This is a genomic window from Caulobacter sp. 05L422 (assembly GCF_056397765.1).
Map to the genome: position 1 here is coordinate 18,174 of NZ_JBFTOB010000004.1, position 23,192 is coordinate 41,365.

At 68.9% G+C, this 23,192-nt stretch carries 21 protein-coding genes; 8 read left to right on the forward strand and 13 right to left on the reverse strand.

The window, feature by feature from the left end:
• The first annotated feature begins 14 nt into the window (after positions 1–14).
• Together AC1DMQ_RS05430 and AC1DMQ_RS05435 are read left to right on the forward strand one after the other, a co-directional pair.
• Positions 15–755: an SDR family oxidoreductase gene (locus AC1DMQ_RS05430; RefSeq protein WP_477032529.1), complete on the forward strand. Its 741-nt coding sequence runs from the start codon at positions 15–17 to the stop codon at positions 753–755.
• Positions 756–804: 49 nt separating this feature from the next.
• Positions 805–1,713 carry an SDR family oxidoreductase gene (locus AC1DMQ_RS05435; protein ID WP_477032530.1) on the forward strand — a complete coding sequence of 303 codons (909 nt, stop codon included), beginning with the start codon at positions 805–807 and terminating at the stop codon, positions 1,711–1,713.
• 170 nt (positions 1,714–1,883) lie between these two features.
• Here the strand turns inward: AC1DMQ_RS05435 and AC1DMQ_RS05440 are convergent, their stop codons facing one another.
• From AC1DMQ_RS05440 to prmC, 6 genes are all read right to left on the reverse strand, one after another.
• A complete protein-coding gene (locus tag AC1DMQ_RS05440) occupies positions 1,884–2,453 on the reverse strand; it encodes an OmpA family protein (RefSeq protein ID WP_477032531.1) in 570 nt (189 codons plus the stop codon).
• A 330-nt stretch (positions 2,454–2,783) separates the two neighbouring features.
• Positions 2,784–5,378, reverse strand: coding sequence for an ATP-dependent chaperone ClpB (gene clpB / locus AC1DMQ_RS05445; RefSeq protein ID WP_477032532.1), 2,595 nt, complete (start codon positions 5,376–5,378; stop codon positions 2,784–2,786).
• 99 nt (positions 5,379–5,477) lie between these two features.
• A complete protein-coding gene (locus tag AC1DMQ_RS05450) occupies positions 5,478–6,221 on the reverse strand; it encodes a M48 family metallopeptidase (protein ID WP_477032533.1) in 744 nt (247 codons plus the stop codon).
• An 80-nt stretch (positions 6,222–6,301) separates the two neighbouring features.
• Positions 6,302–7,717 carry a M20/M25/M40 family metallo-hydrolase gene (locus AC1DMQ_RS05455; RefSeq protein WP_477032534.1) on the reverse strand — a complete coding sequence of 472 codons (1,416 nt, stop codon included), beginning with the start codon at positions 7,715–7,717 and terminating at the stop codon, positions 6,302–6,304.
• 146 nt (positions 7,718–7,863) lie between these two features.
• Positions 7,864–9,000: a DUF4167 domain-containing protein gene (locus AC1DMQ_RS05460; protein ID WP_477032535.1), complete on the reverse strand. Its 1,137-nt coding sequence runs from the start codon at positions 8,998–9,000 to the stop codon at positions 7,864–7,866.
• 308 nt (positions 9,001–9,308) lie between these two features.
• Positions 9,309–10,157 (reverse strand): peptide chain release factor N(5)-glutamine methyltransferase, encoded by an 849-nt coding sequence (gene prmC, locus AC1DMQ_RS05465; protein ID WP_477032536.1) that lies wholly within the window; start codon positions 10,155–10,157, stop codon positions 9,309–9,311.
• An 87-nt stretch (positions 10,158–10,244) separates the two neighbouring features.
• Between prmC and AC1DMQ_RS05470 the strand changes: the two genes are divergently transcribed.
• Both AC1DMQ_RS05470 and AC1DMQ_RS05475 read left to right on the forward strand, forming a co-directional pair.
• A complete protein-coding gene (locus AC1DMQ_RS05470) occupies positions 10,245–10,496 on the forward strand; it encodes a type II toxin-antitoxin system ParD family antitoxin (RefSeq protein WP_477032537.1) in 252 nt (83 codons plus the stop codon).
• Entirely contained in the window at positions 10,493–10,783 is a 291-nt protein-coding gene (locus AC1DMQ_RS05475) for a type II toxin-antitoxin system RelE/ParE family toxin (protein WP_477032538.1), read from the forward strand. The genes AC1DMQ_RS05470 and AC1DMQ_RS05475 overlap by 4 nt, the downstream gene beginning before the upstream one ends.
• On the opposite strand, the gene AC1DMQ_RS05480 is transcribed toward AC1DMQ_RS05475, so the two are convergent.
• Positions 10,780–11,541 carry an MOSC domain-containing protein gene (locus AC1DMQ_RS05480; RefSeq protein WP_477032715.1) on the reverse strand — a complete coding sequence of 254 codons (762 nt, stop codon included), beginning with the start codon at positions 11,539–11,541 and terminating at the stop codon, positions 10,780–10,782. The two genes, AC1DMQ_RS05475 and AC1DMQ_RS05480, sit on opposite strands and share 4 nt — an antisense overlap.
• A gap of 103 nt (positions 11,542–11,644) precedes the next feature.
• Here AC1DMQ_RS05480 and AC1DMQ_RS05485 point away from each other — a divergent pair, with 103 nt between their 5' ends.
• The gene (locus AC1DMQ_RS05485) at positions 11,645–12,895 is read left to right on the forward strand and encodes a YihY/virulence factor BrkB family protein (RefSeq protein ID WP_477032539.1); all 1,251 of its coding nucleotides are present in this window, start codon (positions 11,645–11,647) and stop codon (positions 12,893–12,895) included.
• A gap of 38 nt (positions 12,896–12,933) precedes the next feature.
• Positions 12,934–13,479, forward strand: coding sequence for a GNAT family N-acetyltransferase (locus AC1DMQ_RS05490; RefSeq protein WP_477032540.1), 546 nt, complete (start codon positions 12,934–12,936; stop codon positions 13,477–13,479).
• On the opposite strand, the gene AC1DMQ_RS05495 is transcribed toward AC1DMQ_RS05490, so the two are convergent.
• The 3 genes from AC1DMQ_RS05495 to prfA all read right to left on the reverse strand — a co-directional run bounded on the left by AC1DMQ_RS05495 (position 13,476) and on the right by prfA (position 18,654).
• A complete protein-coding gene (locus AC1DMQ_RS05495) occupies positions 13,476–14,342 on the reverse strand; it encodes an alpha/beta hydrolase (RefSeq protein ID WP_477032541.1) in 867 nt (288 codons plus the stop codon). The genes AC1DMQ_RS05490 and AC1DMQ_RS05495 overlap by 4 nt on opposite strands.
• Before the next feature lie 139 nt (positions 14,343–14,481).
• A complete protein-coding gene (locus AC1DMQ_RS05500) occupies positions 14,482–17,283 on the reverse strand; it encodes a TonB-dependent receptor (RefSeq protein ID WP_477032542.1) in 2,802 nt (933 codons plus the stop codon).
• Positions 17,284–17,586: 303 nt separating this feature from the next.
• Positions 17,587–18,654 carry a peptide chain release factor 1 gene (gene prfA, locus AC1DMQ_RS05505; RefSeq protein WP_477032543.1) on the reverse strand — a complete coding sequence of 356 codons (1,068 nt, stop codon included), beginning with the start codon at positions 18,652–18,654 and terminating at the stop codon, positions 17,587–17,589.
• A gap of 173 nt (positions 18,655–18,827) precedes the next feature.
• On the opposite strand from prfA, the gene AC1DMQ_RS05510 reads away from it, so the two are divergent.
• Positions 18,828–19,340, forward strand: a complete 513-nt coding sequence (locus tag AC1DMQ_RS05510; RefSeq protein ID WP_477032544.1) for a DUF1993 domain-containing protein — start codon at positions 18,828–18,830, stop codon at positions 19,338–19,340.
• 51 nt (positions 19,341–19,391) lie between these two features.
• On the opposite strand, the gene AC1DMQ_RS05515 is transcribed toward AC1DMQ_RS05510, so the two are convergent.
• The 3 genes from AC1DMQ_RS05515 to AC1DMQ_RS05525 all read right to left on the reverse strand — a co-directional run bounded on the left by AC1DMQ_RS05515 (position 19,392) and on the right by AC1DMQ_RS05525 (position 21,603).
• Positions 19,392–19,868, reverse strand: coding sequence for a molybdopterin-dependent oxidoreductase (locus tag AC1DMQ_RS05515; RefSeq protein ID WP_477032545.1), 477 nt, complete (start codon positions 19,866–19,868; stop codon positions 19,392–19,394).
• Positions 19,869–20,073: 205 nt separating this feature from the next.
• Positions 20,074–20,853, reverse strand: coding sequence for a DUF3108 domain-containing protein (locus AC1DMQ_RS05520; RefSeq protein WP_477032546.1), 780 nt, complete (start codon positions 20,851–20,853; stop codon positions 20,074–20,076).
• A 75-nt stretch (positions 20,854–20,928) separates the two neighbouring features.
• A complete protein-coding gene (locus AC1DMQ_RS05525; protein WP_477032547.1) occupies positions 20,929–21,603 on the reverse strand; it encodes a LysE family translocator in 675 nt (224 codons plus the stop codon).
• A gap of 144 nt (positions 21,604–21,747) precedes the next feature.
• Between AC1DMQ_RS05525 and AC1DMQ_RS05530 the strand changes: the two genes are divergently transcribed.
• Positions 21,748–23,133 (forward strand): aminotransferase-like domain-containing protein, encoded by a 1,386-nt coding sequence (locus AC1DMQ_RS05530; RefSeq protein WP_477032548.1) that lies wholly within the window; start codon positions 21,748–21,750, stop codon positions 23,131–23,133.
• The last annotated feature ends 59 nt before the right edge of the window (positions 23,134–23,192 follow it).

Here is a 23,192-nt window from a genome sequence, read left to right on the forward strand (position 1 = left end):
CCTGGAGAGACGAAATGACCAACCAAAGCAACAAGGTAGCGATCGTCACCGGCGCCTCGGGCGGCATCGGCGGGGCGGTTTCGGAGCGCCTGGCTCGCGACGGCTTCACCGTCGTCGTCAACTACGCCGGCAAGGCCCAGCCGGCCGAGGACCTGGTCCGCCAGATCGAGGCGGCCGGCGGCAAGGCCGTGGCCCACCAGGCCGACATCGCCGACCCCGAGGCGGTCCGCAAGATGTTCGAAGCGGCCCAGACGGCCTTCGGCGGCGTCGACGTGCTGGTCAACAACGCCGGCATCATGAAGCTGGCGACGATCGCCGACAGCGACGACGCCCTGTTCGACAGCCAGATCGCCGTCAACCTCAAGGGCACGTTCAACACCCTGCGCGAGGCGGCCCGGCGGCTGCGGGACGGCGGGCGGATCGTCAACGTCTCGTCCAGCGTGGTGGGCCTGCTGCAGCCGACCTACGGCGTCTACGCGGCGACCAAGGCGGCGGTCGAGGCCATGACCAGCATCCTGACCAAGGAGCTGCGCGGCCGGAACATCACGGTCAACGCCGTCGCCCCTGGCCCCACCGCGACCAAGCTGTTCCTCGACGGCAAGCCGCAGGCGGTGATCGACCACCTGACCAAGCTGGCCCCGCTGGAACGCCTGGGCCAGCCCGAGGACATCGCCGCCGCCATCGCCTTCCTGGTCGGCCCGGACGGCGCGTGGATCAACGGCCAGACCCTGCGCGCCAACGGCGGGATCATCTGATCCCGGCCTTCAGACCCCTCCCCGGCACAGCCCTTCAAGGAACACAGCCATGACCACCCAGAACCAAGTCATCGTCGTCACCGGCGCTTCCAGCGGCTTCGGCCTGCTCAGCGCCAAGGCCCTGGCCCAGTCCGGCCACACCGTCTACGCCTCGATGCGCGAGACCGAGGGCCGCAACGCCCCCCGGGTCGCCGAGATCGCCGCCTACGCCAAGGACAACGACGTCGACCTGCGCACCGTCGAGCTGGACGTCGCCAGCGACGCCTCGGTCGAGGCCGGGATCGCCCGGATCGTCGCCGACAACGGCCGGTTGGACGTGATCGTCCACAATGCCGGCCACATGAGCTTCGGTCCGGCCGAGGCCTTCACCCCCGAGCAGTTCGCCCAGCTCTACGACGTCAACGTGCTGTCGACCCAGCGGGTGAACCGCGCGGCGCTGCCGCAGCTGCGCAAGCAGGGCAAGGGGCTGGTGGTCTGGGTCTCGTCCAGCTCGACCCGCGGCGGCACCCCGCCCTACCTGTCGCCCTATTTCGCGGCCAAGGCGGCGATGGACAGCCTGGCGGTCAGCTATTCGACCGAGCTGGCGCGCTGGGGGATCGAGACCTCGATCATCGTGCCCGGCGCCTTCACCAAGGGCACCAACCACTTCGCCCACTCCGGCAAGCCGGCCGACGAGGCCCGGGCCGCGGAATACGACAACGGCCCCTATGCCGGGGTCGCCAAACAGGCGCTGGACGGCCTGGCCGCCCTGGAGCCGGCCGACGCCGACGCCGGCGAGGTGGCCAAGGCCATCGCCGCCGTGGTCGACACCGAGTTCGGCAAGCGCCCCTTCCGCGTCCACATCGACCCGTCGGAAGACGGCGCCGAGGTCGTCAACGGCGTCGCCGACCGGGTGCGGGCCGAGATGTACCGCCGGATCGGGCTGGAGGACCTGCTGAGCCCGGCGATCGTGGGCTGACAAGGAAAGTCCGCCCGCCCCGGCGAATGTCGGGACCCAAGCCAGGCGGGCCGCCCCCACCTCCACGGAAGGTTCGGAAAGCCAGCTTGGGGCCCGGCCTTCGTCGGGACGGGCGGAGAAGGAAGAGGTCGGATGGGGACAGGCGCATGCGCCTGTCCCCAGATCGCGTTCTAGGCCAGGACCTGGATCACCACGCGGCGGTTCTGGGCGCGGCCGTCGGGGTTGTCGTTGGGGGCCACCGGGTCTTCCTCGCCGTACGAGATGGTCGCCATGCGGTTCAGCGGCACGCCCTGCTTGCTGAGGAACTTGCGCACCGTCTCGGCCCGCTCGCCGGCCAGGCCTTCGTTGTACTTCGGGTCACCGGTGGCGTCGGTGAAGCCCTGGATTTCCAGATAGACGTTCTTGTTGTCGCCCTTCAGCTTCGAAGCGAAGTCGGCCAGGCGCTGCTCGGCTTCCGGCGACAGTTCATAACGGTTCAGCGGGAACTTCACCGAGTCATCGCTCAGCACGACCGAGTACAGGAACTTGCCCTCGGCCAGCTTGCCGGCGTCGGTCGCGCGCTTCAGCGCTTCCTGGCTGGTGCGGTCCACCTCGGCCACCTTGGCGTCGGTGCTATCGACCCGCGTGTTCACCGCGCCGACCTGTTCGTTGACGAAGCCCTTGGTCGCGCAGCCGCTGACAGACAGCCCTCCAGCCACCAGAGCGCTCACCATCATCATCTTGTAATTCACGCTAATCATGGGGACACCCTTCCACCTTGTTTCAACACCGAGCACCAAGCTGGACCGTTCGACAGTCCAGCAGCGGCGCTTCGTCAGTTGAAAATCGACATTCGAAAGAGGCGAATTCTGGGCCTGTTCTGGACAGACTTAGCCATTCTCTCGGACATCTCTACGCCGCTTCTAAGTAACGCGCGCGTACGCGCAAACCGGGCAAAGGTTCCCAATAAATATTTGCGATATGTGAGGGGCGAGAGGTCATCCTGAACCTCTTTTCAGCTCTCCGCCAGACCCAAAAACGGGCGCGTCCATCGGACGCGCCCGTTTGGGATTCGGCGAAACCGAGCGAGGTTACTGCAGCGTCGCCTTGTCGATCGCCAGCCCGTCCGAACCGGCGCCGACGGCGATCACGCCGCCGTCCTCCAGCTCGCCGGCCAGCAGCTTCTTGGCGATCGGGTCGATCAGGTCCTTCTGGATCACGCGCTTGAGCGGGCGCGCGCCATAGACCGGGTCGTAGCCCTTGTCGGCCAGCCACTGCAGGGCCTCGGCGTCCAGCGCCAGGGTCATGCGGCGCTCGGCCAGCATCTTGTCCACCCGCTGCAGCTGGATGCGGACGATGTCGCCCATGTTCGAACGCGACAGGCGCTTGAACAGGATGATCTCGTCGATCCGGTTGAGGAACTCGGGGCGGAAGTGGCCGCGCACCGTGTTCATCACCAAGGGCCGCACCTCCTCGACGTCGGCGCCGTCCTCCTGGTTGGCCAGGAACTCCGAACCGAGGTTGGAGGTCATGATGATCAGGGTGTTCCTGAAATCGACCGTCCGGCCCTGGCCGTCGGTGAGACGGCCATCATCCAACACTTGAAGGAGAACGTTGAAGACGTCCGGGTGGGCCTTTTCGACCTCGTCGAACAGGAGGACCTGATAGGGACGCCGGCGCACGGCCTCGGTCAGCGCCCCGCCCTCGTCGTAGCCGACATAGCCGGGAGGCGCGCCGATCAGGCGGCTGACCGAGTGCTTCTCCATGTATTCCGACATGTCCATGCGGGTGATCGCATGCTCGTCGGCGAACATGAACTCGGCCAGGGCCTTGGTCAGCTCGGTCTTGCCCACGCCCGTCGGGCCCAGGAACAGGAAGCTGCCGATCGGCTTGGACGGATCGTGCAGGCCGGCCCGGGCGCGGCGGACCGCATCGGACACCGCCTCCAGCGCTTCGTCCTGGCCGACGACGCGGCCGCGCAGGGCGTCCTCCATCTTCAGCAGCTTCTCGCGCTCGCCTTCCAGCATCTTCTCGACCGGCACCCCGGTCCAGCGGCTGACCACGGCGGCGATCTGCTCGGCGTCGACGACTTCCGGCGTCAGGGCCTTCTGGGCCCCGGCGCCCGTTTCGCCGGCCTCGGCGTCGGCCAGGCGCTTCTCCAGCGCCGGGATCTCGCCGTACTGCAGCTGGCCGGCCCGGGCGAAGTCGCCGGCCCGCTGGGCCGTCGCCAGATCGGCGCGCAGGCGGTCCAGGGCCTCGCGGGCCTGGGCGGCGCCGCCGACCTTGTCCTTCTCGGCCTTCCAGCGCGCGGTCATCTCATCGGAGCGGAACTGCAGGTCGTCGATCTCGACCTCCAGGTTCTCCAGACGCTGCTTGGAGGCGGCGTCGGTTTCCTTGGACAGGGCCTCGCGCTCGATCTTCAGCTGCACCAGGCGGCGGTCGATCTCGTCCAGCTCCTCGGGCTTGGAGTCGATCGCCATCCGCACCCGGCTGGCGGCTTCGTCCATCAGGTCGATGGCCTTGTCGGGCAGGAAGCGGTCGGCGATGTAGCGGTTGCTCAGGGTGGCGGCGGCGACCAGGGCGGAGTCCGAGATGCGCACGCCGTGGTGCACCTCGTACTTCTCCTTCAGGCCGCGCAGGATCGAGACGGTGTCCTCGACCGTGGGCTCGCCGACGAACACCGGCTGGAAACGACGGGCCAGGGCCGCGTCCTTCTCGACGTGCTTGCGGTACTCGTCCAGCGTGGTGGCGCCCACGCAGTGCAGCTCGCCGCGCGCCAGGGCGGGCTTGAGCAGGTTGGAGGCGTCCATCGCCCCATCGCCCTTCCCGGCCCCGACCAGGGTGTGCATCTCGTCGATGAACAGGATGATCGAGCCCTCGGCGGCCGTGACCTCGCCGAGCACGGCCTTCAGCCGTTCCTCGAACTCGCCGCGGTACTTCGCGCCGGCGATCAGGCTGCCCATGTCCAGCGACAGCAGCGCCTTGTCCTTCAGGCTCTCGGGCACGTCGCCGTTGACGATGCGCTGGGCCAGGCCCTCGACGATGGCGGTCTTGCCCACGCCGGGTTCGCCGATCAGGACGGGGTTGTTCTTGGTGCGGCGCGACAGGACCTGGATCGTGCGGCGGATCTCCTCGTCGCGGCCGATGACCGGGTCGATCTTGCCGTCGCGGGCGGCGGCGGTCAGGTCGCGGGCGTAGCGCTTGAGCGCGTCATAGCCGTCCTCGCTGGAGGCGCTGTCGGCGGTGCGGCCCTTGCGGACGGCGGCGGCGGCGGTCTCCAGTCCTTGGGCGGTGGCCCCGGCGTCCTTCAGAATCTTGGCTGCGTCGCCGCCTTCCTTGGCGATGGCGATCAACAGGCGCTCGGTGGTGACGAAGGCGTCGCCGGCCTTCTTGGCGCCGCTCTCGGCGGCCTCGAAGACGCGCGCGGTGTCGGGCTTCATGTAAAGCTGGCCGCCGGCGCCGTCGACGCGCGGGGTCTTGGCCAGCAGGGCGTCGGTCGCCGCGTCGGCCGCATCGGGCCGGCCGCCGGCGCTCTGGATCAGGGCGCGACTCAAGCCGTCCTTCTCCTCGAGCAGGACCTTCAGCAGATGTTCGGGGCCGAGCTGCTGGTGCCCCTTGGCCAGGGCCAGGCTCTGGGCCGACTGGACCGCGGACTTGGCGCGGTCGGAATAGAGATCGATCTTCATACGGTATCCCCTCCAAAGGCGGATGCGGGCCGCTTGCCTCCATTGAGCACAAACAACCCAGGACGGGGATTTAGGTGTGGCCGTTCAGCCACACAAGGCTCACCACCCCCGTTGGGCGATATAGTTTTGCAGCGCCACGATCCGGCTGGCGTCCGAAGGGTGGGTCGAGGCGAACTCGGGCGAGCCGGATCCGCCCTGGGCCTGCATGTGCTCCCACAGGATCACCGCCTCGCGCGGGCGGTAGCCGGCCCGCTGCATGAAGTCGACGCCCAGGCGGTCGGCCTCCAGCTCCTGCTTGCGCGAGAACGGCAGCAGGAAGCCGTACTTGGCCGCGCCGCCGCCGTAGCTGGAGATCGCCCGGGCCGCGTCCGGCGATCCGGCCGCGGCGCCCAGCACGCCCAGCAGCAGGCTGGAGGTCAGGGTCTGCGACTGCCGCTCGGCGGCGTGGTGGGCGACGACGTGGCCGGTCTCGTGGCCGATCACGGCGGCCAGTTGGTCGTCGTTGTCCACCAGGTTCAGCAGGCCCGTGGTCACCCCGACGTGCCCGCCGGGCAGGACGAAGGCGTTGGGGGCGTTGTCCTCGAACACCGCGTAGTCCCAGGGACGGTCGCCCAGCCCGGCCGCCTCGACCACCCGCTGGCCGACCGAGCGCACGCGGGCGTTGGCCCGCCGGTCATTGCTGACATTGCTCTTGGCCAGGGCCTGGCTCCACGCCTGCTCGCCGGCCTGGGTCAGGCTGGAATCGTTGACGATGGTCATCTGTTGACGACCAAGGTCGGGATTGTAGGCGCAGGCGCCGAGCATCAGAGCCATGGCCAGAACGGACAAGGACGGGACGCGCATCACGGGCTCCAGGATCCGACGGCCGCCTGCGCGGCCCGTCCCTTGCCTAACCCACTTCCACGTGTGGAGGCTACCCCGCCCTACTTCCCGTCCGCGTACAGCTTGACCACCTCGTAGAGGAACTGGCGGCCGTTCATCAGCGCCTTGACCTGGATGCGCTCGTCCAGGCCGTGGATGTGGTCGCCGTCGGCGCCGGCCATCAGGCCCGACAGGCCGTAGGTCGGCACGCCGGCGGCGTTGGTGAAGCGGCCGTCGGTGGCGCCGGTCAGCATGGCGGGGATGAACGGCACGCCCGGCCAGATCTTTGTCGCGACCTTGGTGGCCGGGGCCATGATCCTGGGCGTCAGCGGCGGCGGCGGGCTGACCGGGTCGGGATCGGCCGCCAGGGTGATCTTGATGGCCGGATCGGCGACGACCTTCTCCAGTTGGTCGCGGATGATCTTGGGATCGTTGCCCGGCAGGATGCGGCAGTTGACGTTGGCCTTGGCGCGCTGCGGCAGGGCGTTGGGCGCGTGGCCGGCGTCGACCATGGTGGCGACGCAAGTGGTGCGCATCATGCTGTTGCGGCCCGGGTCGCGGGCCAGGATGGCGGCGGCCGCGGCGTCGTTCGGGTCCTTGACCATGGCCCGCATGGCGCCGGCCACCTCGGGATCGGGCTCGATCTTAGCGTTCTGCTCGTAATAGCCCTTGGTGGCGTCGTTCAGGGCGATCGGGAAGTCGTAGGCGCCCAGCCGCGCCAGGCCGTTGGCCAGGTGGTAGATCGCGTTGTCCTTGATCGGGCGCGAGGAGTGGCCGCCCGCGTTGGTCACTTCGAGATTGTAGTCCATGTAGACCTTCTCGCCGACCTGGATGCCCAGCAGCCGGGGCTGGCCCTTCTCGTCCAACTGGCTGTCGTCGCCCTCGTTCAGGGCGAAGTCGGCCTTCATGGTCTCGGGATACTTCTCCAGCAGCCAGGGCACGCTGTTGAACGGCCCGCCCTCCTCGCCGCAGGTCAGGGCCAGCTTGATGTCGCGCTTGGGCTGAAAGCCCTCTTTCTTGTAGCGGACCAGGCTGTCGGTGAAGATCGCGGCCATGGCTTTGTCGTCGCTGGCGCCGCGGGCGTAGAAGTAGCCGTCTTCCTCGACCAGCTTGAACGGGTCGCGCACCCAGTCCTCGCGCTTGGCCTCCACCACGTCGATGTGGGCCAGCAGCAGGATGGCGCCGGCCTTGGGATCCTTGCCGCGCAGGGTGGCGACCAGGGCGCCGAACTTGGGATGTTCGGCCGGGGCCAGCACCTTGACGTCGGCCTCGGGGAAGCCCGCCGCCTTCAGCCGCGCGCCCATGGCCTCGGCCGCCGCCGTGCAGCTGCCCACCGAGGCCGTGGTGTTGATCTCGACCAGCTCCTTGTAGAGGCCGCGGAAGGCGGTTTCGTCAGCCGACTGAGCTTTGGCCGAGGTCGCCGCGAGCGCCGAAAGGGCCGCCGCCGTCAGGAGAAAGGTCTTGGTCTTGCCGCGCATGGTCGCCCCCGGATGTGAGGAGGCGAGGCTAGGCGGGGTTTGGCGTCCAGCGCAATGGGGGCCGGCCTGAAACCCAAGCCCCGAAACGACGTCAGCCCCCGACAGGGTCGGGGGCTGACTGAAGATTGGCCGATGCGTGAAGAAGCCTAGGCCTCTTCGGACTCCGGCGCGGCGCCTTCGAAGCTGCGCGGGGCGCGGCGACGCTTGGGCTTGGCGGGAGCGGCTTCGGCGTCGGCCGCCAGCATCGACGAGGTCGAGATCGGGCCGGAGTCGACCGCGGTCTCGGCGCGGGTCGACTTGCGGCCCAGGAAGGCCGGAGCGTGGCTGACGTCGCCGTCCTGGCCGCGCAGCAGCGGCGAGGCCGGAGCCTCGCTGGTCAACGGCGTGGCCTGCGGCTCGATCACCGCCATCGGATCGCGGTCGCGCGGGGCGCGGTCACGGCGCGGACGCTCGCGACGGCCTTCGCTCTGGGCCGGAGCCTCGGCGACCTCGGCGGCGGCCGGGCGGTCCTCGCGGGGGCGCTCGTCGCGGAAGCGGTCTTCCCGAGGGCGATCGTCGCGGGGACGATCATCACGGAAGCGGTCCTCTCTCGGACGATCTTCCCGGGGGCGATCGTCACGGGGACGGTCATCGCGGGGACGGTCATCGCGCGGGCGGTCGTCGCGGGGGCGATCGTCGCGCTGGCCGTCGCGGGGACGGTCGTCGCGATCACGCCAGCGGTCCCGGCGGCTCTGGCCCTGGCCCTGGCCGTCGCGGTTCTGGTTGTTGTCGCGCTGGCCGTCGCGGGGACGGTCGTCGCGTTGCCCGTCACGTTGGCCGTCCCTGGGGCGATCGTCGCGCGGACGGTTCTCGAACCGGTCGCGGCGCTGTTCGCCATCGCCGCCTTCGCCGTCGGCCGAAGCCTCGGCCTGGGCCGCCTCGGGGGCTTCGGTCTGTTCTTCGGGTTCGGCCTCGAAATCGATCTCGTAGGCCGAATAGGCGTCCTTGCCGATGATGTCGCTGACCGGACGATTCGGCTGGATGGCCCGCAGGACGCGGAAGTAGTGCTCCGCGTGCTGCAGATAGTTCTCGGCCAGGACCCGGTCGCCGGACGACGTCGCGTCGCGGGCCAGCTGCTGGTACTTCTCGTAAACGCCTTGGGCCGCGCCGCGCACCTTCACGCCCTCGGGACCGTTCGAGTCGAAGGCCCGGTTGGCGTTGTGCTGCTGAGGCTTGCCGCCGCTACCCGCTCCGCCGCGATTGTTGCGGCCGCGCTGGCGCTTCATGCCCTTGAAATCTCTCATCTTCTCTTCTGAACCTGTCCGGCGGCGATCTGCGCGTCCGGTGTTTGGCCTCTGGAGCGGGGTGGAACCCTGTTAGGTCCTGCCTTCGATGTTCTAGAGACGTTGGTTTCCGTAGAGCCTCCGCCCGGTTCGGGCGCGGCGATCAGCCAGATCGGCCGTTCGCGCCTGCCAGGGGAGCCTTACGATCGTCGAGACGATCGCTTTTCCCGTCACCCGGCGTTTTGGAAGGAGACGTTACTCGTCTACCGCCTCACGTCAGGGTTTCCAAGGAATTTTTCAATCAGGGACTTCGGCCGCAACTCCGGCCGCTACTTCGTACCGGTAACAACGCGGTCGTTGACCGACAGATCCTTGATGGTCCGCACGTTCTGGGCCCCTGCCGCCTTGAACAGGGCCTCGACGTCGGCGGATTGGTCGTAGCCGATCTCGACGGCGAACATCGCGCCGGGCTTGAGCACCCGCAGGATCTCGCCGGCCAGGAAACGATACGCGTCCAGGCCGTCCGGGCCGCCGTCCAGGGCCAGGCGCGGCTCGTGGTCGCGGACCTCGGGCTCCAGGGTCTCGATGACGTGGGTGGCGATATAGGGCGGGTTGGAGACCACCAGGTCGAAGCTGTCGTCGCCCAGGCCGTTGGTCCAGTCGCCGCGCAGCAGGGCCACGCGGCCGGCCAGGTCCAGGTTGGCGGCGTTCTCGCGGGCCACGGCCAGGGCCTCTTCCGAGACGTCGATGCCCAGGCCCTTGGCGGCCGGGCGCTCGGCCAGCACCGCCAGCAGGATCGTGCCCGAGCCCACGCCCAGGTCCAGCATGTTGAAGCTCATGGCTTCCGGGAAGGCCTTCAGCACCTCGTCGACGATGACCTCGGTCTCGGGGCGCGGGGTCAGGACGTTCTTGTTGACCTGCAGCAGGATCTTCCAGAACCCCTTGCGGCCGATGATGTGGCTGACCGGCTCGCGCGCGGCGCGGCGGTTCAGGAAATCGTCCAGCGTCGCCATCTGGGCGTCGGTCAGCACGCGATAGGGATCGGTGATGATGTCGGTGCGGGTGACGTCGGCGGCCACCTCCAGCAGCAGGCGGGCGTCGATGGCCGGCTGGTCGATCTGAACGTTCTTCAGACGATCCTTGGCGGCGTTCCAGGCTTTGACGAGGGTCAGGGTCATGAGGCGGCTCCTTAGCGCGTCATCGCCGCCGGGGCGAGTTTGAAGTCGGTACCAGTTTTTGGTATCCTCACGATCTGCGAGGACCCGATGAGCAAGAATACGTCGATCGCTCTGAGCGAGCACTTCCAGACTTTCATCGAAGGCCAGTTGGCCGACGGCCGCTATGGCTCGGCCAGCGAAGTCGTGCGGGCAGGCCTGCGCCTGCTGGAAGAGCGCGAGACGCGCTTGGCCACCCTGCGCGCTGCCCTGATCGAAGGCGAGGAAAGCGGTGCGCCGCAACCGTTCGACGTCGAAACCTTCCTCGCCGAGATGGCCGAGATGGAGCCGGCGAACACGTGAACGCCTACACGATCGCGCCGCGCGCCCGGCGCGACCTGCAGGAGGCATGGATCTATTCGCGGGGCCGGTGGGGACGTCGGCGGGCGGACGCCTACATCCGCGACCTGACCACCATCATCGAACGGCTCGCCGAGAATCCGGCGCTTGGCCAATCCTACGACGAAATTCGGGCCGGCTATCGCAAGCATCCCGCCGACTCTCACATGCTGTTCTACATGATCCGCGACGAGACGATCGTCGTGGTTCGCGCCCTGCACCAGCAGATGGATGTCGAGGACAAGCTCTAGGCGAGGCTGACCTCATCCCCCTCGGCCACCAACCCGCCCTGCTCCACCTTCAGGTAGACCCCGCAGAGCATGTGGCCGTAGTGGTCGAACAGGGCCTTCACCAGGTCGATGTCGCGCTCGGCGGTGACGGGGTCGACGTGGGTGGCGGCGCAGCGGACGATGGGTTTCAGCACCTCCGCCCTCGCCTCGCCCACCCGCATCGCCCGGCCGGTCCAGTCGTTCTCGACCCAGGCCGGCCAGCCCTCGACATAGAGGTTGGCGCGGAACCGCAGGGGATCGACCGGCCGGCCTAACTTGTCGGCCAGGTCGCGGACGCTGGCCAGGTTGACGATGGAGACATAGCCGCTGCGGCTGTCCATGAACCGGTAGTCGCCGGGCCCCTCGACCACGCGCAGCGGGCCCCGGATATCGTCGCCCAGCAGGTCGGCCAGCCAGGCCTCGAAGCCGCGCCGTCCAGCGTCCCCGCGCAGGTCGCCGGCGAAGTCCGGACGGCCCTCGGCCCGGGCGGTGAACACGCCGGTCGCCTCGTCATAGGCGGTGCGGGCCTTGGCCACCCGGGGGATCTTGGCCAGCACCGTGAACTTCATCTTCGAGATGTGGGCGGGCGCGGCGGGATCGAAGCCGCTGGGCCCGTCCTCGACCGCGTAGAGCCGGTCGCAGGGAAAGCACCGGCCCGCGACCAGCTCGGCCCCAGCCAGGCGCTCGGGCGTGAACCCCTTCACGGGGTGGCGATAAAGGCTGGCGATCCGGGCGTGCATGGCGCGCAAGGTCGGCGACGACTCATCCCTTGGCAAGCCAAGCTCTGTGGAGGCGCGGAACGGAGCGGCGAGCGACGTGTTCCCTCCAGCGGAGGGCCAGACCATGACCGATAACGTTCCGCGACGCCCGATCCGGTCGTGGATCGCCTCGCGGCCCTATCACCTGGCCCCCTGGATCGCCCTGCTGGCCCTGGTCCCCTTCGTCCTGCCCAAGCCTGGGCGCGCACTTGCCCCCAACGAGACCCCGCTCGATCATCCGCCCGGCTTGTCCGAGGACCGGGCCATGCCGCCGCACGACTTCGACAAGGCCGAGCCGATGCGCGGCCGGGCCGCCCGGCATCCGCACCGCATTCCCGTCCTGGGCTGGCGCGACATCCTGTGGCGCACCTTCCGCGAGATCAGCGTCGACCGCCTGCCCGCCGTGGCCGGCGGCGTGACCTTCTACACCCTGCTGGCCATCTTCCCGGCCATCGGCGCGTTCGTCTCGCTGTACGGCCTGTTCGCCGACATCGGGGCGGTCGAGAAGCAGCTTCAGGAGATGTCGACCGTCTTCCCGGCCAGCGTCGTCAACATCATCGGCGAGCAGATGCTGCGCCTGGCCAGCCAGGAGCAGGCCAAGCTGGGCGTGGCCTTCGTGCTCAGCCTGCTGCTGTCGATCTGGTCGGCCAACGCCAGCATGAAGGCGCTCTTCGACGGGCTGAACATCGCCTATGACGAGGACGAGAAGCGCAACTTCGTCACCAAGACGGCCTGGACCTACGCCTTCACCTTCTGCGCTCTGCTCTACGCGATCGTGCTGGCCAGCATCCTGATCGCCGCCCCCGTGATTTTCGAGCGCGTCGGCCTGAGTTCGGCGGCGGTGATCTGGATCCCCCTGCGCTGGCTGATCGTGCTGGTGGTGACGGCCCTGGCCTTCGCCATGCTCTACCGCTTCGGTCCCTGCCGCGCCCGGCCGCGCTGGCGCTGGGTGATCTGGGGATCGGTGTTCGGGGCGGCCGCCTGGCTGCTGGGCTCCCTGGGCTTCTCGCTCTACGTCAACAACATCGCCCATTACGACGCCACCTACGGCCCGCTTGGGGCGGTGATCGCCTTCATGGTCTGGATGTGGTTCTCGATCATGACCGTGCTGGTCGGGGCCGAGCTGAACGCCGAGATCGAGCACCAGACCGCCATCGACTCCACCACCGGCCCCGAAAAGCCGATGGGCGAGCGCGGCGCGGCCATGGCCGACACCGTGGGCCTGGCCTTCCACCCCTGGGAGTTCATCCAGCGCGAGGCGGGCACGGTCAAACGGGTCTCGGGCCGCTACTGGACCCACGCGCGGGGCCTGGGCCGGTCCAAGCCGCCCAGCTGAACCTTGGCGAACCGGCGAAGCCTCACTAAGTGTGCGCCATGATCTTCGCCCCCGCCGTCGAAACCGAATTCCCCGCCATCGTCGACCTGGTCAACTCCGCCTATCGCGGGCAAGGCGCCCAGGCCGGATGGACCACCGAAGCCGGCTATATCGACGGCCAGCGCATCGACCTGGAAAGCCTCAAGGAAGACCTGGCCGACAGCCCGAACGCCGTGCTGCTGACGCTGCGCGACGAGGACGACGGGCCGCTGCTGGGCTGCGTGTGGATCGAGCCCGACGGCGAGGTTCCCCCAGAAGACGCCAAGAGGGGCGGAGCCTGGTACCTGGGCATGCTGACCATCCGCCCCGACCAGCAGGACCGCCAGCTGGGCCGCGCCCTGCTGACCCATGGCGAGAGCTACGCCAAGGGGCTGGGCGCCAAGCGGGTCCGCATGACCGTGGTCCACCTGCGCGACACCCTGATCGCCTGGTACCAGCGCCGAGGCTACGCCCTGACCGGCGAGACCAAGCCCTTCCCGGTGGGCGAGCGGTTCGGCAAGCCGCAGCGCGAGCTGTCGTTCGTGGTGCTCGAAAAAGCCCTCTAGACCCCCACCGCCGTCAGCCAACGGGCGCAGAGCCCCGGCCAGGCGCCGACCGGCAGGTCCGGCGTACGCAGGGCGAAGCCGTGCGGGGCGTCGGCGAAGACGTGCAGCTCGGCGTGCGCGCCCCGGTCGAAATAGGCCCTCTGCAGGCGCAGGCCGTTGTCGACCGGCACGATCGGATCGCCGGCGGCGTAGACGATGAAGGCCGGGGGCGGATCGGCCAGCAGCCCGGCGTCCGGCTGCAGGGCGTCGTACAGCGCCTGCTTCTCGACCGGCGACAGCGGCGGCTTGTCGGCGACGACGGCCCGTCCGTGGGCGTTGGTCGAGATCGGCCCGTAGCCGACGATCAGGGCGTCCGGACGCGCGCTCAAGGCGGGGGCGGCCGAGACCGGCGGGACCCAGACGTCCGGATAGGCGGCGACCAGGCACGCCGCGAGGTGGCCGCCGGAAGACAGGCCCAGGGCTCCCACCCGGTCCGTATCGACGCCGAGCGCGGGCGCGCGGGCGCGGATCAGACGCATCGCCTCCGCCGCGTCGTCGACCGGCGCCTGCGGGCCGCCGACGGCGTCGGGAAGCCGGTGGATCAGGACGAAGGCGTGATAGCCCAGGGCGTTCAGCCACAGCGCCACCTCGACCCCCTCCTTGCCGGCCATCAGCTGGGTGTAGCCGCCGCCGGCCATGACCAGCATGGCTCCGCCGTTCGGAACGTCGGGGACGAAGGCCAGCACCTGGGGCCGGGCGACGGCGGCGACCTCGAGGTCCAGCCGCGTCGCCGTCGGATCGGCCAGGGTGAAACCAAGGTCGGCGCTCGCTTCATCGTCCCAGACATTGAAACGAAAGGTCTCGCCAAACGGCGTTTGGATCATGAGCAAGCCACGCGATTACAGAAGATCGCCCTTCCTGGTCGGAAAGAGCCGGCTGGAGCGACGCGGCCCCCTTCCCATGAAGGAAGGCCGCCGCGTCGCTCCGCCTGACACGCCTCTATCCCGAAGCGCGCGCCGCGGCCTAGAACTTCGCCCGCACGCCGAAGAAATAGCGCGAACCGTAGGTCTCGTTGCCGATGCGACGGACGGCGTTGTTGTTCTCGATGCGCACTTCGTCGGTTAGGTTCACGCCTTCCAGGAAGACCGTGATCTTGTCGGTGACGTTGTAGCTGGCCGAGGCGTCGAGCGAGCCGAAGGCTTCGTTGAACTCCGGCAGGTTGCCGCGGCCGGTCGGCGTGATCAGCCACTGGTCGCGCCAGTTGTACGAGCCACGGACGCTGAACTTGTTGTTCTCGTAGTAGAGCGAGACGTTGTAGCTCTTCCGCGACAGGCCCGGGAACGGCAGGATCTCGCCGGTCAGCAGGTTCGTGCCCTTGAAGCCCTTGTCCTTTTGATAGGTGTAGTTGGCCAGCACGCCGAAGCCGTCGAACGGGGCCGGCAGGAAGGTGAAGGCGTACTGCCCGCCGATCTCCAGGCCGTTGATGTTGACCTGATCGGTGCCGTTGATCGGCCGGGTGATGTTGTAGACGGTGCCGTCGATGGTTTCCGGCGCCGACTGGTTGATGATGAACGACGAGATCTCCTTCCGGAACAGCGTCGCCGAGACGAAGCTGTCCTTGGAGAAGTACCATTCCAGGCCGGCGTCGTAGGCGGTGGCCTCGAACGGCTGCAGGTCGGGATTGCCGCGCGAGCCGGTCAGGCCGACGACGTCGATGCTGCGGCGCAGGGCCAGCTGGCTGGGGGCGGCCCGGGCCATGACCTTGCTGGCCGCCATCCGGCCGATCAGCTGGTTGGGAATGAACTCGAAGCGCAGGTTCAGCGACGGCAGGGTCTTGGTGTAGCCGCCGTCCTGCGACGCCTGCACGAAGTTCACCTGCTGGCCGGCCCCCGTGCCCGTCTGGACGCGGTTATAGCCGGTCGAGGTGGTCTTGGTGTCGACCACCCGCACGCCCAGCGTGCCGCTGATCGGAACGGGCAGGGTCGAGAAGTCGAAATTGGCCTGGACGTAGCCGCTGTTGGTCTTTTCCTCGACCGACCAGGTGTCGAGGAAGGCCTGGTAGCTGCCGGGGTCGCCGAACTTCTGGGCGGTGTTGGGGTTGGGGTTGACGGCGTAGACGTCGTTGACCTTGCCGGCGGCCGCCAGGGTCGCCTGGTAGGTCGCCATCGTGTTGTCGTTCCAGTGCCGGATGCCGCCCGAATAGCCCAGGTCGCCGGTCTTGAAGAACTCGATGGGGTTGGTCACGGAATTGGCGTCGACGATGCCCGCGATGGTCGCGCAAGGCGCCAGGACGACGGTGACGGCGTTGGCCGAGCTGGCCACGGTGTCGCGGCAGCTCAGGCGCGTGGTGCGCTGGTACAGGATCTGGTCGGTCTGGAACTGGCGGCCCTGGGCGCCGACCTTGATCGAGGTCAGCCACGAGCTTTCGGGCCGGTAGGTGATGTTGAACTGCTCGGCGGTCTCGTCCGAGGTGTTGTTGCGGGGGTTGAACAGCGCGTCCAGCCGGTTGACGCCCTGGCCGGTGGTGACGTCCAGGCCGGGGAACGAGAAGTTCGGGGCCCGCTGGCCGCCCTTGTAGTCGACGATGGCGCGCGGCACGCCGAACACCGTGGCGGTCGAGTTGATCTCGTTGTTCTGGACCTCGGCGTTCGAATAGTCGAAGCGCGCGTCGATGGTCCACTTGTCCTTCTTCCACTCGCCGCCCAGCGCCGTGGTGTACTGGGTGCGGGTCAGGTCGCCGAGGATGTTGCGATAGGCCAGGTCCATCGGGAAGTTGGCGTCGCTGGTCAGCTCGATGTGATTGACCGTGTTGTCGGCGCCCAGCGTGGTCTTGCTGTAGTCGATCAGGCCGCCCGAGGCGCCCAGCTGCAGGAAGCTGCTGTTCACGTCTTCCGTGGCGGTGGCGTAGGTGGCGTCGAAATAGGCCTTGAAGTTGTCGGTCGGACGCCATTCCAGCACGCCGCTGATCGCCTTCCGCTCGGTGACGCGGCGGTCGATGATCAGGCGCGGGATTTCCGGCACCCAGTCCAGCGTGCCGTCGGCGTTGACGTCGGTGCTGCGGCCCGGCGTGGCGCCGGTCCCGGTGGCGGTGGCCGCCCGGCGAATCCAGCCGGTGGTGCGGGCGTTGTTGCTGTTGAGGTGGCGCTTTTCCCAGGTGCCCGACAGCAGCACGCCGAACTTGTCGTCGAAGAAGGTGCGGCTGCCGATCAGGGCCAGCTTGGGATCGTATTCCTCGGCCAGGTTCGAATAGACGCCCTGGACCGAGCCGGCCACGTAGGGCGTCTTGCTGTCGAACGGCCGGCGGGTGATGACCCGCACCGTGCCGCCGATGCCGCCTTCGGCCATGTCGGCGGTGGGCGACTTGACCACGTCCAGGCGCGAGACGAACTCCACCGGGATGTCGCGGAAGTCGACCGCCCGGTCGCTGCCGCCGACGGTCAGGGACAGGGCCGACGAGCCGTTGATCTCGACGCGGTTGAGGCTGGGATCGGCGCCGCGGATGCTGACGCCGCGGCCTTCGCCGTCCTGGCGGCTGATCTGCACGCCGGTCACCCGTTGCAGGGCCTCCGACAGGTTCTTGTCTGGGAAGTCGCCGATGTCCTCGGCCGAGATGGTGTCGACCACCTGCAGCGAGTTGCGCTTGACGTCCATGGCGCTGCGCAGCGAGGCGCGGATGCCGGTGACGACGATCTCCTCGACCGTGTCGACGTTGGGCGCCGGGGCCGGGGCGGCCTGGGCCAGAGCGGCGGCCGGAACCGACAGCAGGGCGGCGGTGATGGCGGCGCCCGATCCGCCGAGCCAAAGGCGCGTTCTCATGGACTTCATCGTGGTCTCCTCCCGATTTTCTGTCGTGGCTCGGTTCCCGAGGGCCCGCTTGGGGCGGTTTCGGGGTCGAGGTCGACAGCTCATATTGTGGGATGCATTCCCGTTAAACGGGACGATAACGCCTTTTTGGTCTTCGTGTCGAGAGTTTGCATTTGTTGCAACGCTGACAAGAAAGCGCGAGACGCGTCGCGTCCTGGGCGTAGGACACGGGACGGCGAGCCTCCCCGTGAGGGAAGGCGTCGGCGAAGTCGGCTGGAAAGGATGTGTGCGGAGGGCCAGAAACGCCCCGCGGGCGGAGGGCGGCTAGTAGCCCTCTTCCAGGCTGGCCAGACGCGCGGCCTGGTCCTCGGCGATCAGCGGCTTGATCACGTCGTCCAGGGCGTCGCCCTCCATCACCTTGGCCAGGTTGTAGAGGGTCAGGTTGATGCGGTGGTCGGTGACCCGGCCCTGCGGGAAGTTGTAGGTGCGGATGCGTTCGGAGCGGTCGCCGCTGCCGACCTGGCTCTTGCGGGCGTCCGAACGGGCCGAGTCGAGGGCCTCGCGCTGCATGTCGTACAGCCGGGCCTTCAGGTTCTTCATGGCCCGGGCGCGGTTCTGGTGTTGCGACTTTTCCGAGCTGGTCACCACCACGCCGGTCGGCAAGTGAGTGATGCGCACGGCCGAGTCGGTCTTGTTGACGTGCTGGCCGCCGGCGCCCGACGAGCGGTAGGTGTCGATCCGCAGGTCGCTGTCGTTGATCTCGATCTCGACGTCCTCGGCCTCGGGCAGCACCGCGACGGTGGCGGCCGAGGTGTGGATGCGGCCTTGCGCCTCGGTGGCCGGCACACGCTGGACGCGGTGCACGCCGCTCTCGAATTTCCAGCGGCCGAACACGCCGTCGCCGGTGACCGAGGCGATGATTTCCTTGTAGCCGCCCATCTCGCCTTCCGAGACGCTGTCGACCTCGACCTTCCAGCCCTGCAGCGTCGCGTAGCGCTGGTACATGCGGAACAGGTCGCCGGCGAACAGGGCGGCCTCGTCGCCCCCCGTGCCGGCCCGGACTTCTAGAATAGCGGAAGCGTTCTCGTCCTTGTCGCGCGGGGCCAGCATCAGGGCCAGCTCGCGCTCCATGATCGGCAGCTTCTCGTCCAGCGCCTGGATCTCGTCGGCGACCATGGCCGCCATCTCCGGATCGCCGGCCATCTCCTCCAGCTCGGCGCGCTCGGCGCTCAGCTTGGCCAGGGCCTGGACGGACTCGGCCACCGGGCGCAGCTCGGCGTGCTCCTTGGAGAGCTTGACGATCTCGGCGCCGTCCGTCGCCGCGCCCATGCGGGCTTCGACTTCACGGAAGCGGTCGAGAACTTGGTCGAGGCGGGCCTGGGGCAGTCGCAAGGGGAAACGTCACGCTGTGGGAGATTGGGCGGTCTCTCTACCGCCCCGCACGCCCCGCGTCACCCCTTGGTCGGTCGCGCGCCGGCGTGGGGTTGTAAAGCTTCACCCCGCGCCCCCATCTGCTGCGAGCGGCGAAACATCCCCCGCGCCGCCTTTCGCTTTCGGAGCTTTCCATGCCCCTGTCGATGCACCGCGCCTCGGTCCCCGTCTTCGTCCGCGCCCTGAAGGTGCTGGCGAGCCTGCTCGAAAAGGGCGAGGCCCACGCCAAGGCCCAGGGCCTGGACCCGAACGACCTGGTCGCCGCCCGCCTGACCGAGGACATGCTGCCGCTGTCGGGCCAGGTGCAGCGCGCGTCGGACGCCTCCAAGGGCGCGGTGTCCCGCCTGACCGGCGTCGAGGCCCCGCCCATGCCTGACGAGGAAACGACCTTCGCTCAGCTCCAGAAGCGGGTGGCCGACACCCTGGCCTACATCCAGAGCGTCGACCCCAAGGCCTTCGAGGGCAGCGAGGACCGCACCGTCGAGCTGAAGCTGCCGGGCGGGACCCTGACTTTCACCGGCGAGGACTACCTGCTGACTTTCGCCCTGCCGAACTTCTTCTTCCACGTGGTCACCGCCTACGACGTGCTGCGCCACAAGGGCGTGCAGATCGGCAAGCTGGACTATATGGGGCCTGTGCAGAGCTAGTCGCACAAGCGCCGGGGACAGGCGCATGCGCCTGTCCCCGTCCGTCCGCTCCTACGGAACCGTCTTCACCTCGATCGACACCAGCATCCGCGGCGAGCGTCCTGGGCGCAGGTCGCCGTCGACGACCAGGCGGTAGGGACCTTCCTTGGCGTCCAGCGGCTGGCCGTCCTTGGTGTCGGCGATGATCACCGGATTGGCGCGATAGATCGGGTCGGTCTCGCCCAGCGAGTAGGTGCTGGTGAAGCCGTCCGAGCCCTTGGCGACCACCACCTGGTTCAGGTAGCGCCCCATCAGCCGGTCGCCCGACACCACCCCCGCCTGCTTGAGGGCGGCGTTCAGCAGCGCGCCCTCGTAGGTGATCTGTTTGCCGTGGGCGGTGAACGTCGCCTTGGCGCGCGGCAGGGCTTTGAGGTCGGCGGGCGTCAGGACCACGGAGTCACGGCCCTGGACGGTGACCTTGAGGTCCTGAGCCAGGACGGGCGTCGCGGCCAGGGTGGCGATGGCGGCGAGCAGGAACGGCAGACGCATGGCGGTGACCTCGTGACGAGGCCCGATCAGGACTTGATCCGCCCCACCAAACAAGCCCCTAACCTCCGCGCATCCCGGCGAATGCCGGGACCCAGATCCCTTGGCGGTGTGTCGGGTTGGATCAACTCTGAGCTTGAGGAACCCACCTCAAAGCCATTCCATCTGGGTCCCGGCATTCGCCGGGATGAGCGGATCTTAAAGAGGCTCAGTACAGCAGCGTCTTGCCGATCACCCCGGATCCGTCCGGCATGGTCGAGACCTGCTTGATCATCACCTGCCCGGCCTTGGCGAACCAGAAGCGGGTCACCGGCATTTCCGGGTGGTTGTAGTCGGCGGTGACCACCCAGCAGTCGACCTTGCCGCCGCCGGGCAGGTCCAGCACTTCGGAGCCGGCCACCTTGAACACATAGGCCGCCGGCGGACCGCCGCTCGGATGGGTGAAGACGATGCTGGCCTCATAGCCCGCCGCCAGCGGCAGGGCCTGGATGAACTCCATGTCGGTCTCGAAGTTGAAGCTGGGCTGCGGCGAAGCGACCTCGAAATCCTTGGCCGCGTTGTCGGGCAGGTCCTTCAGGCCGACGATCTTGTCGGGCTGGAACGCGAAGCCCTCGACCTTGGCGACGCCGTCCTTCTGCGAGCGGCGGATGTGGGTCAGGGGGCGGAAGGTGCCGACCTCGAACCAGCTGTCCAGCTGGCGGTCCGACGGCGTGGCGCCCACCCCGTCCCAGTGCTGGACGATATGCAGGCGGCGCTGGCCGTCCTGGTCCTCGAAGCGGACCTCGCGGGTCCAGACGTCGGCGACGCGGATCGTGTCGCCGGCCTGCTTGAAGCGCAGGTATCGGTGCACGCCGGGCTTGATGTTGGCGAAGCGGGCCAGCGGCTGGCCCACCGGCACCGGGGTGACGGCGGCCCCCGCTTCATTGGCGGCCGCGCTCCCCATCACGAGCAGGGCGGCGCAGAGGGCGGAACGAACGGCGAGAGACATGGACGACTCCGGATTTCGGCAGCCGCACCAGACCTCAGCCGTTCGCTGGCGCTACTTAAGTTTCTGCAATCTGCCCTAGCCGCGAGACGACCAGCGCGGCGTCGGCGGCAGGTCGGCCAGCACGCGCGGCGCTTCCTTGGACGCTCCAGCGGGGCGGGTCTCGACCACCAGCGGGTACAGCGACACGACCAGCAGGGCGGCCATGGTCAGGTTGAAGGCCCGCAGCACCGGCGGCCGGTCCAGGAACCGCCGCATGCCCTGGCCGAAACCGGCCCAGGCGGCGCTGCACGGCGCGCCGACCAGCATGAAGGTCCCGGCCACGAAGAACACCCCGATCGTCGAGCCCTCCGGCGTGTAGGTGGTGGCGGCGGTCAGGGCCATGGCCCAGGCCTTGGGATTGACCCACTGGAAGGCCGCGGCCTGCAGGAAGGTCATCGGCTTGGCGCCGGTCCCCTTGTCGGAAATCCCCGTGGCCGTGCCGATCTTCCAGGCCAGCCACAGCATGTAGGCGCCGCCCACCCACTTCAGCATGTCGTGCAGCACGGGCCAGGCCTTGAAAACGCCACCCAGGCCCAGCCCCATGGCCACGACCATAACGCCCAGACCCACGCTGATTCCCAGGATGTGCAGCACCGTGCGGCGGAACCCGAAGTTCGCGCCCGAGGCCAGAAGCATCATGTTGTTGGGACCGGGCGTGCCGGCGGTGGCGAAGGCGAACAGGGCGAAGGCGAGCAGAAGCTGGGCGGTCATGGCGGGCACTCCTCTGAGGCGGCGCCCCAACTTGAGGCAAGGCGTGACATACAGGGACGGAGGACAGGAATGTCACGGTCATCTTGCCAATTGCATCATGAGTCAAAACCTATATTGTTTCAGTGACAATTTTGGAGATCGCTGATGGCCGGCTGGACCCCGACCCTCTCGCCCGGCGAGGCGCCGCTGTATGAGCGCTTGCTGGACGCCCTGCGGGAGGACATCGCCTCGGGCGCCCTGAGCGAAGGCGATCGCCTGCCGCCGCAGCGCGACCTGGCCCACCGCCTGGGCCTGGGCCTGGGCACGGTGACCCGGGCCTATGTCGAGGCCGAGAAGGCCGGGCTGGTGCAGGCCCACGTCGGACGCGGCAGTTTCGTGCGCGGGGCGACGTCGGCGTCGCAGACGCGCGCGGCCGTCCCGTCGGGACCGATCAACCTGGCCCAGAACATCGCGCCGCAACGGGCCGCCGCCGACCATCTGGTCGACGCCCTGGCCAAGCTGCGGCGACGCCCCGACCTGCTGGACCACCTGGCCTACGCGCCCGTGGCGGGGCTGGAGACCCAGCGGCGGGCCGGCGCGGCCTGGCTGGCGCGAACGGGGGGGCTCGAGGGCGCGGACTGGACGCGGCTGGTCTGCTGCGCCGGCGCCCAGCAGGGCCTGGCCCTGGCGCTCGGCGCCCTGGCCCGGCCCGGGGACACGGTGCTGTGCGAGGCCTCGACCTACCAGGGCGTCAAGGCCATCGCCGAGTATGGCGACCTGCGGCTGCGGGGCCTGGCCATGGACGCCGACGGCGTGCGGCCCGACGCGCTGGAGGCGGCCGCCCGGGACGGCGCGCGGGTGGCGGTCCTGCTGCCCACGCTGCAGAACCCCACCGGCCGGATCATGAGCCTGGACCGGCGTGAAGAGATCGTCGCCGTCGCCCGCAAGCACGACCTCTGGCTGGTCGAGGACGACATCTACGCGATCTATGCCGGCCCGAACCATCCGCCGCCCCTGGCAGTGCTGGCGCCCGAGCGGGTGTTCCACGTTTCGGGGGTGTCCAAGTCGCTGGCCCCAGGCCTGCGGGCCGGCTACCTGGTCACGCCCCCGGGCGAGCACCTGGACCGGGTGCTGCGCGCCGCCCGCGCCCTGACCTACGCCCCCCCGGCCCTCGGCGGGTTGATCGCCACCCAATGGATCGAGGACGGCACCGCCGACGTCATCGCCGCCGCCGGCGTGGCGGAGACGACCACCCGCCTGGCGATGGCGATGGCGTTCCTGGGCTCGGCGGCGGAGCCCCCCGCCTCGCCCGCCGCGCCCCACCTGTGGCTGCCGATGGGCGAACTGGAGGCCGAACGCCTGGCCGGCCGGGCCCTGCGCGGCGGCGTCGAGGTCACACCGCCCGGCGCCCCGGTCGTGGCGCCGGGCCTGGAGACCGGCGTTCGCATCTGCCTGGGCCCGGCGATGGACCTGGCCGAACTGGAGCAGGGCCTGCGGGTCGTCGCAACGGCGCTGACCGGGGCGGACGAGCGCTCGCGGGCGGTGATCTGAGATCCCGGCCGGTTTGTTCTAGCGCTTCCGACCCCGGCGCCCGACACCACTTTCAGGAC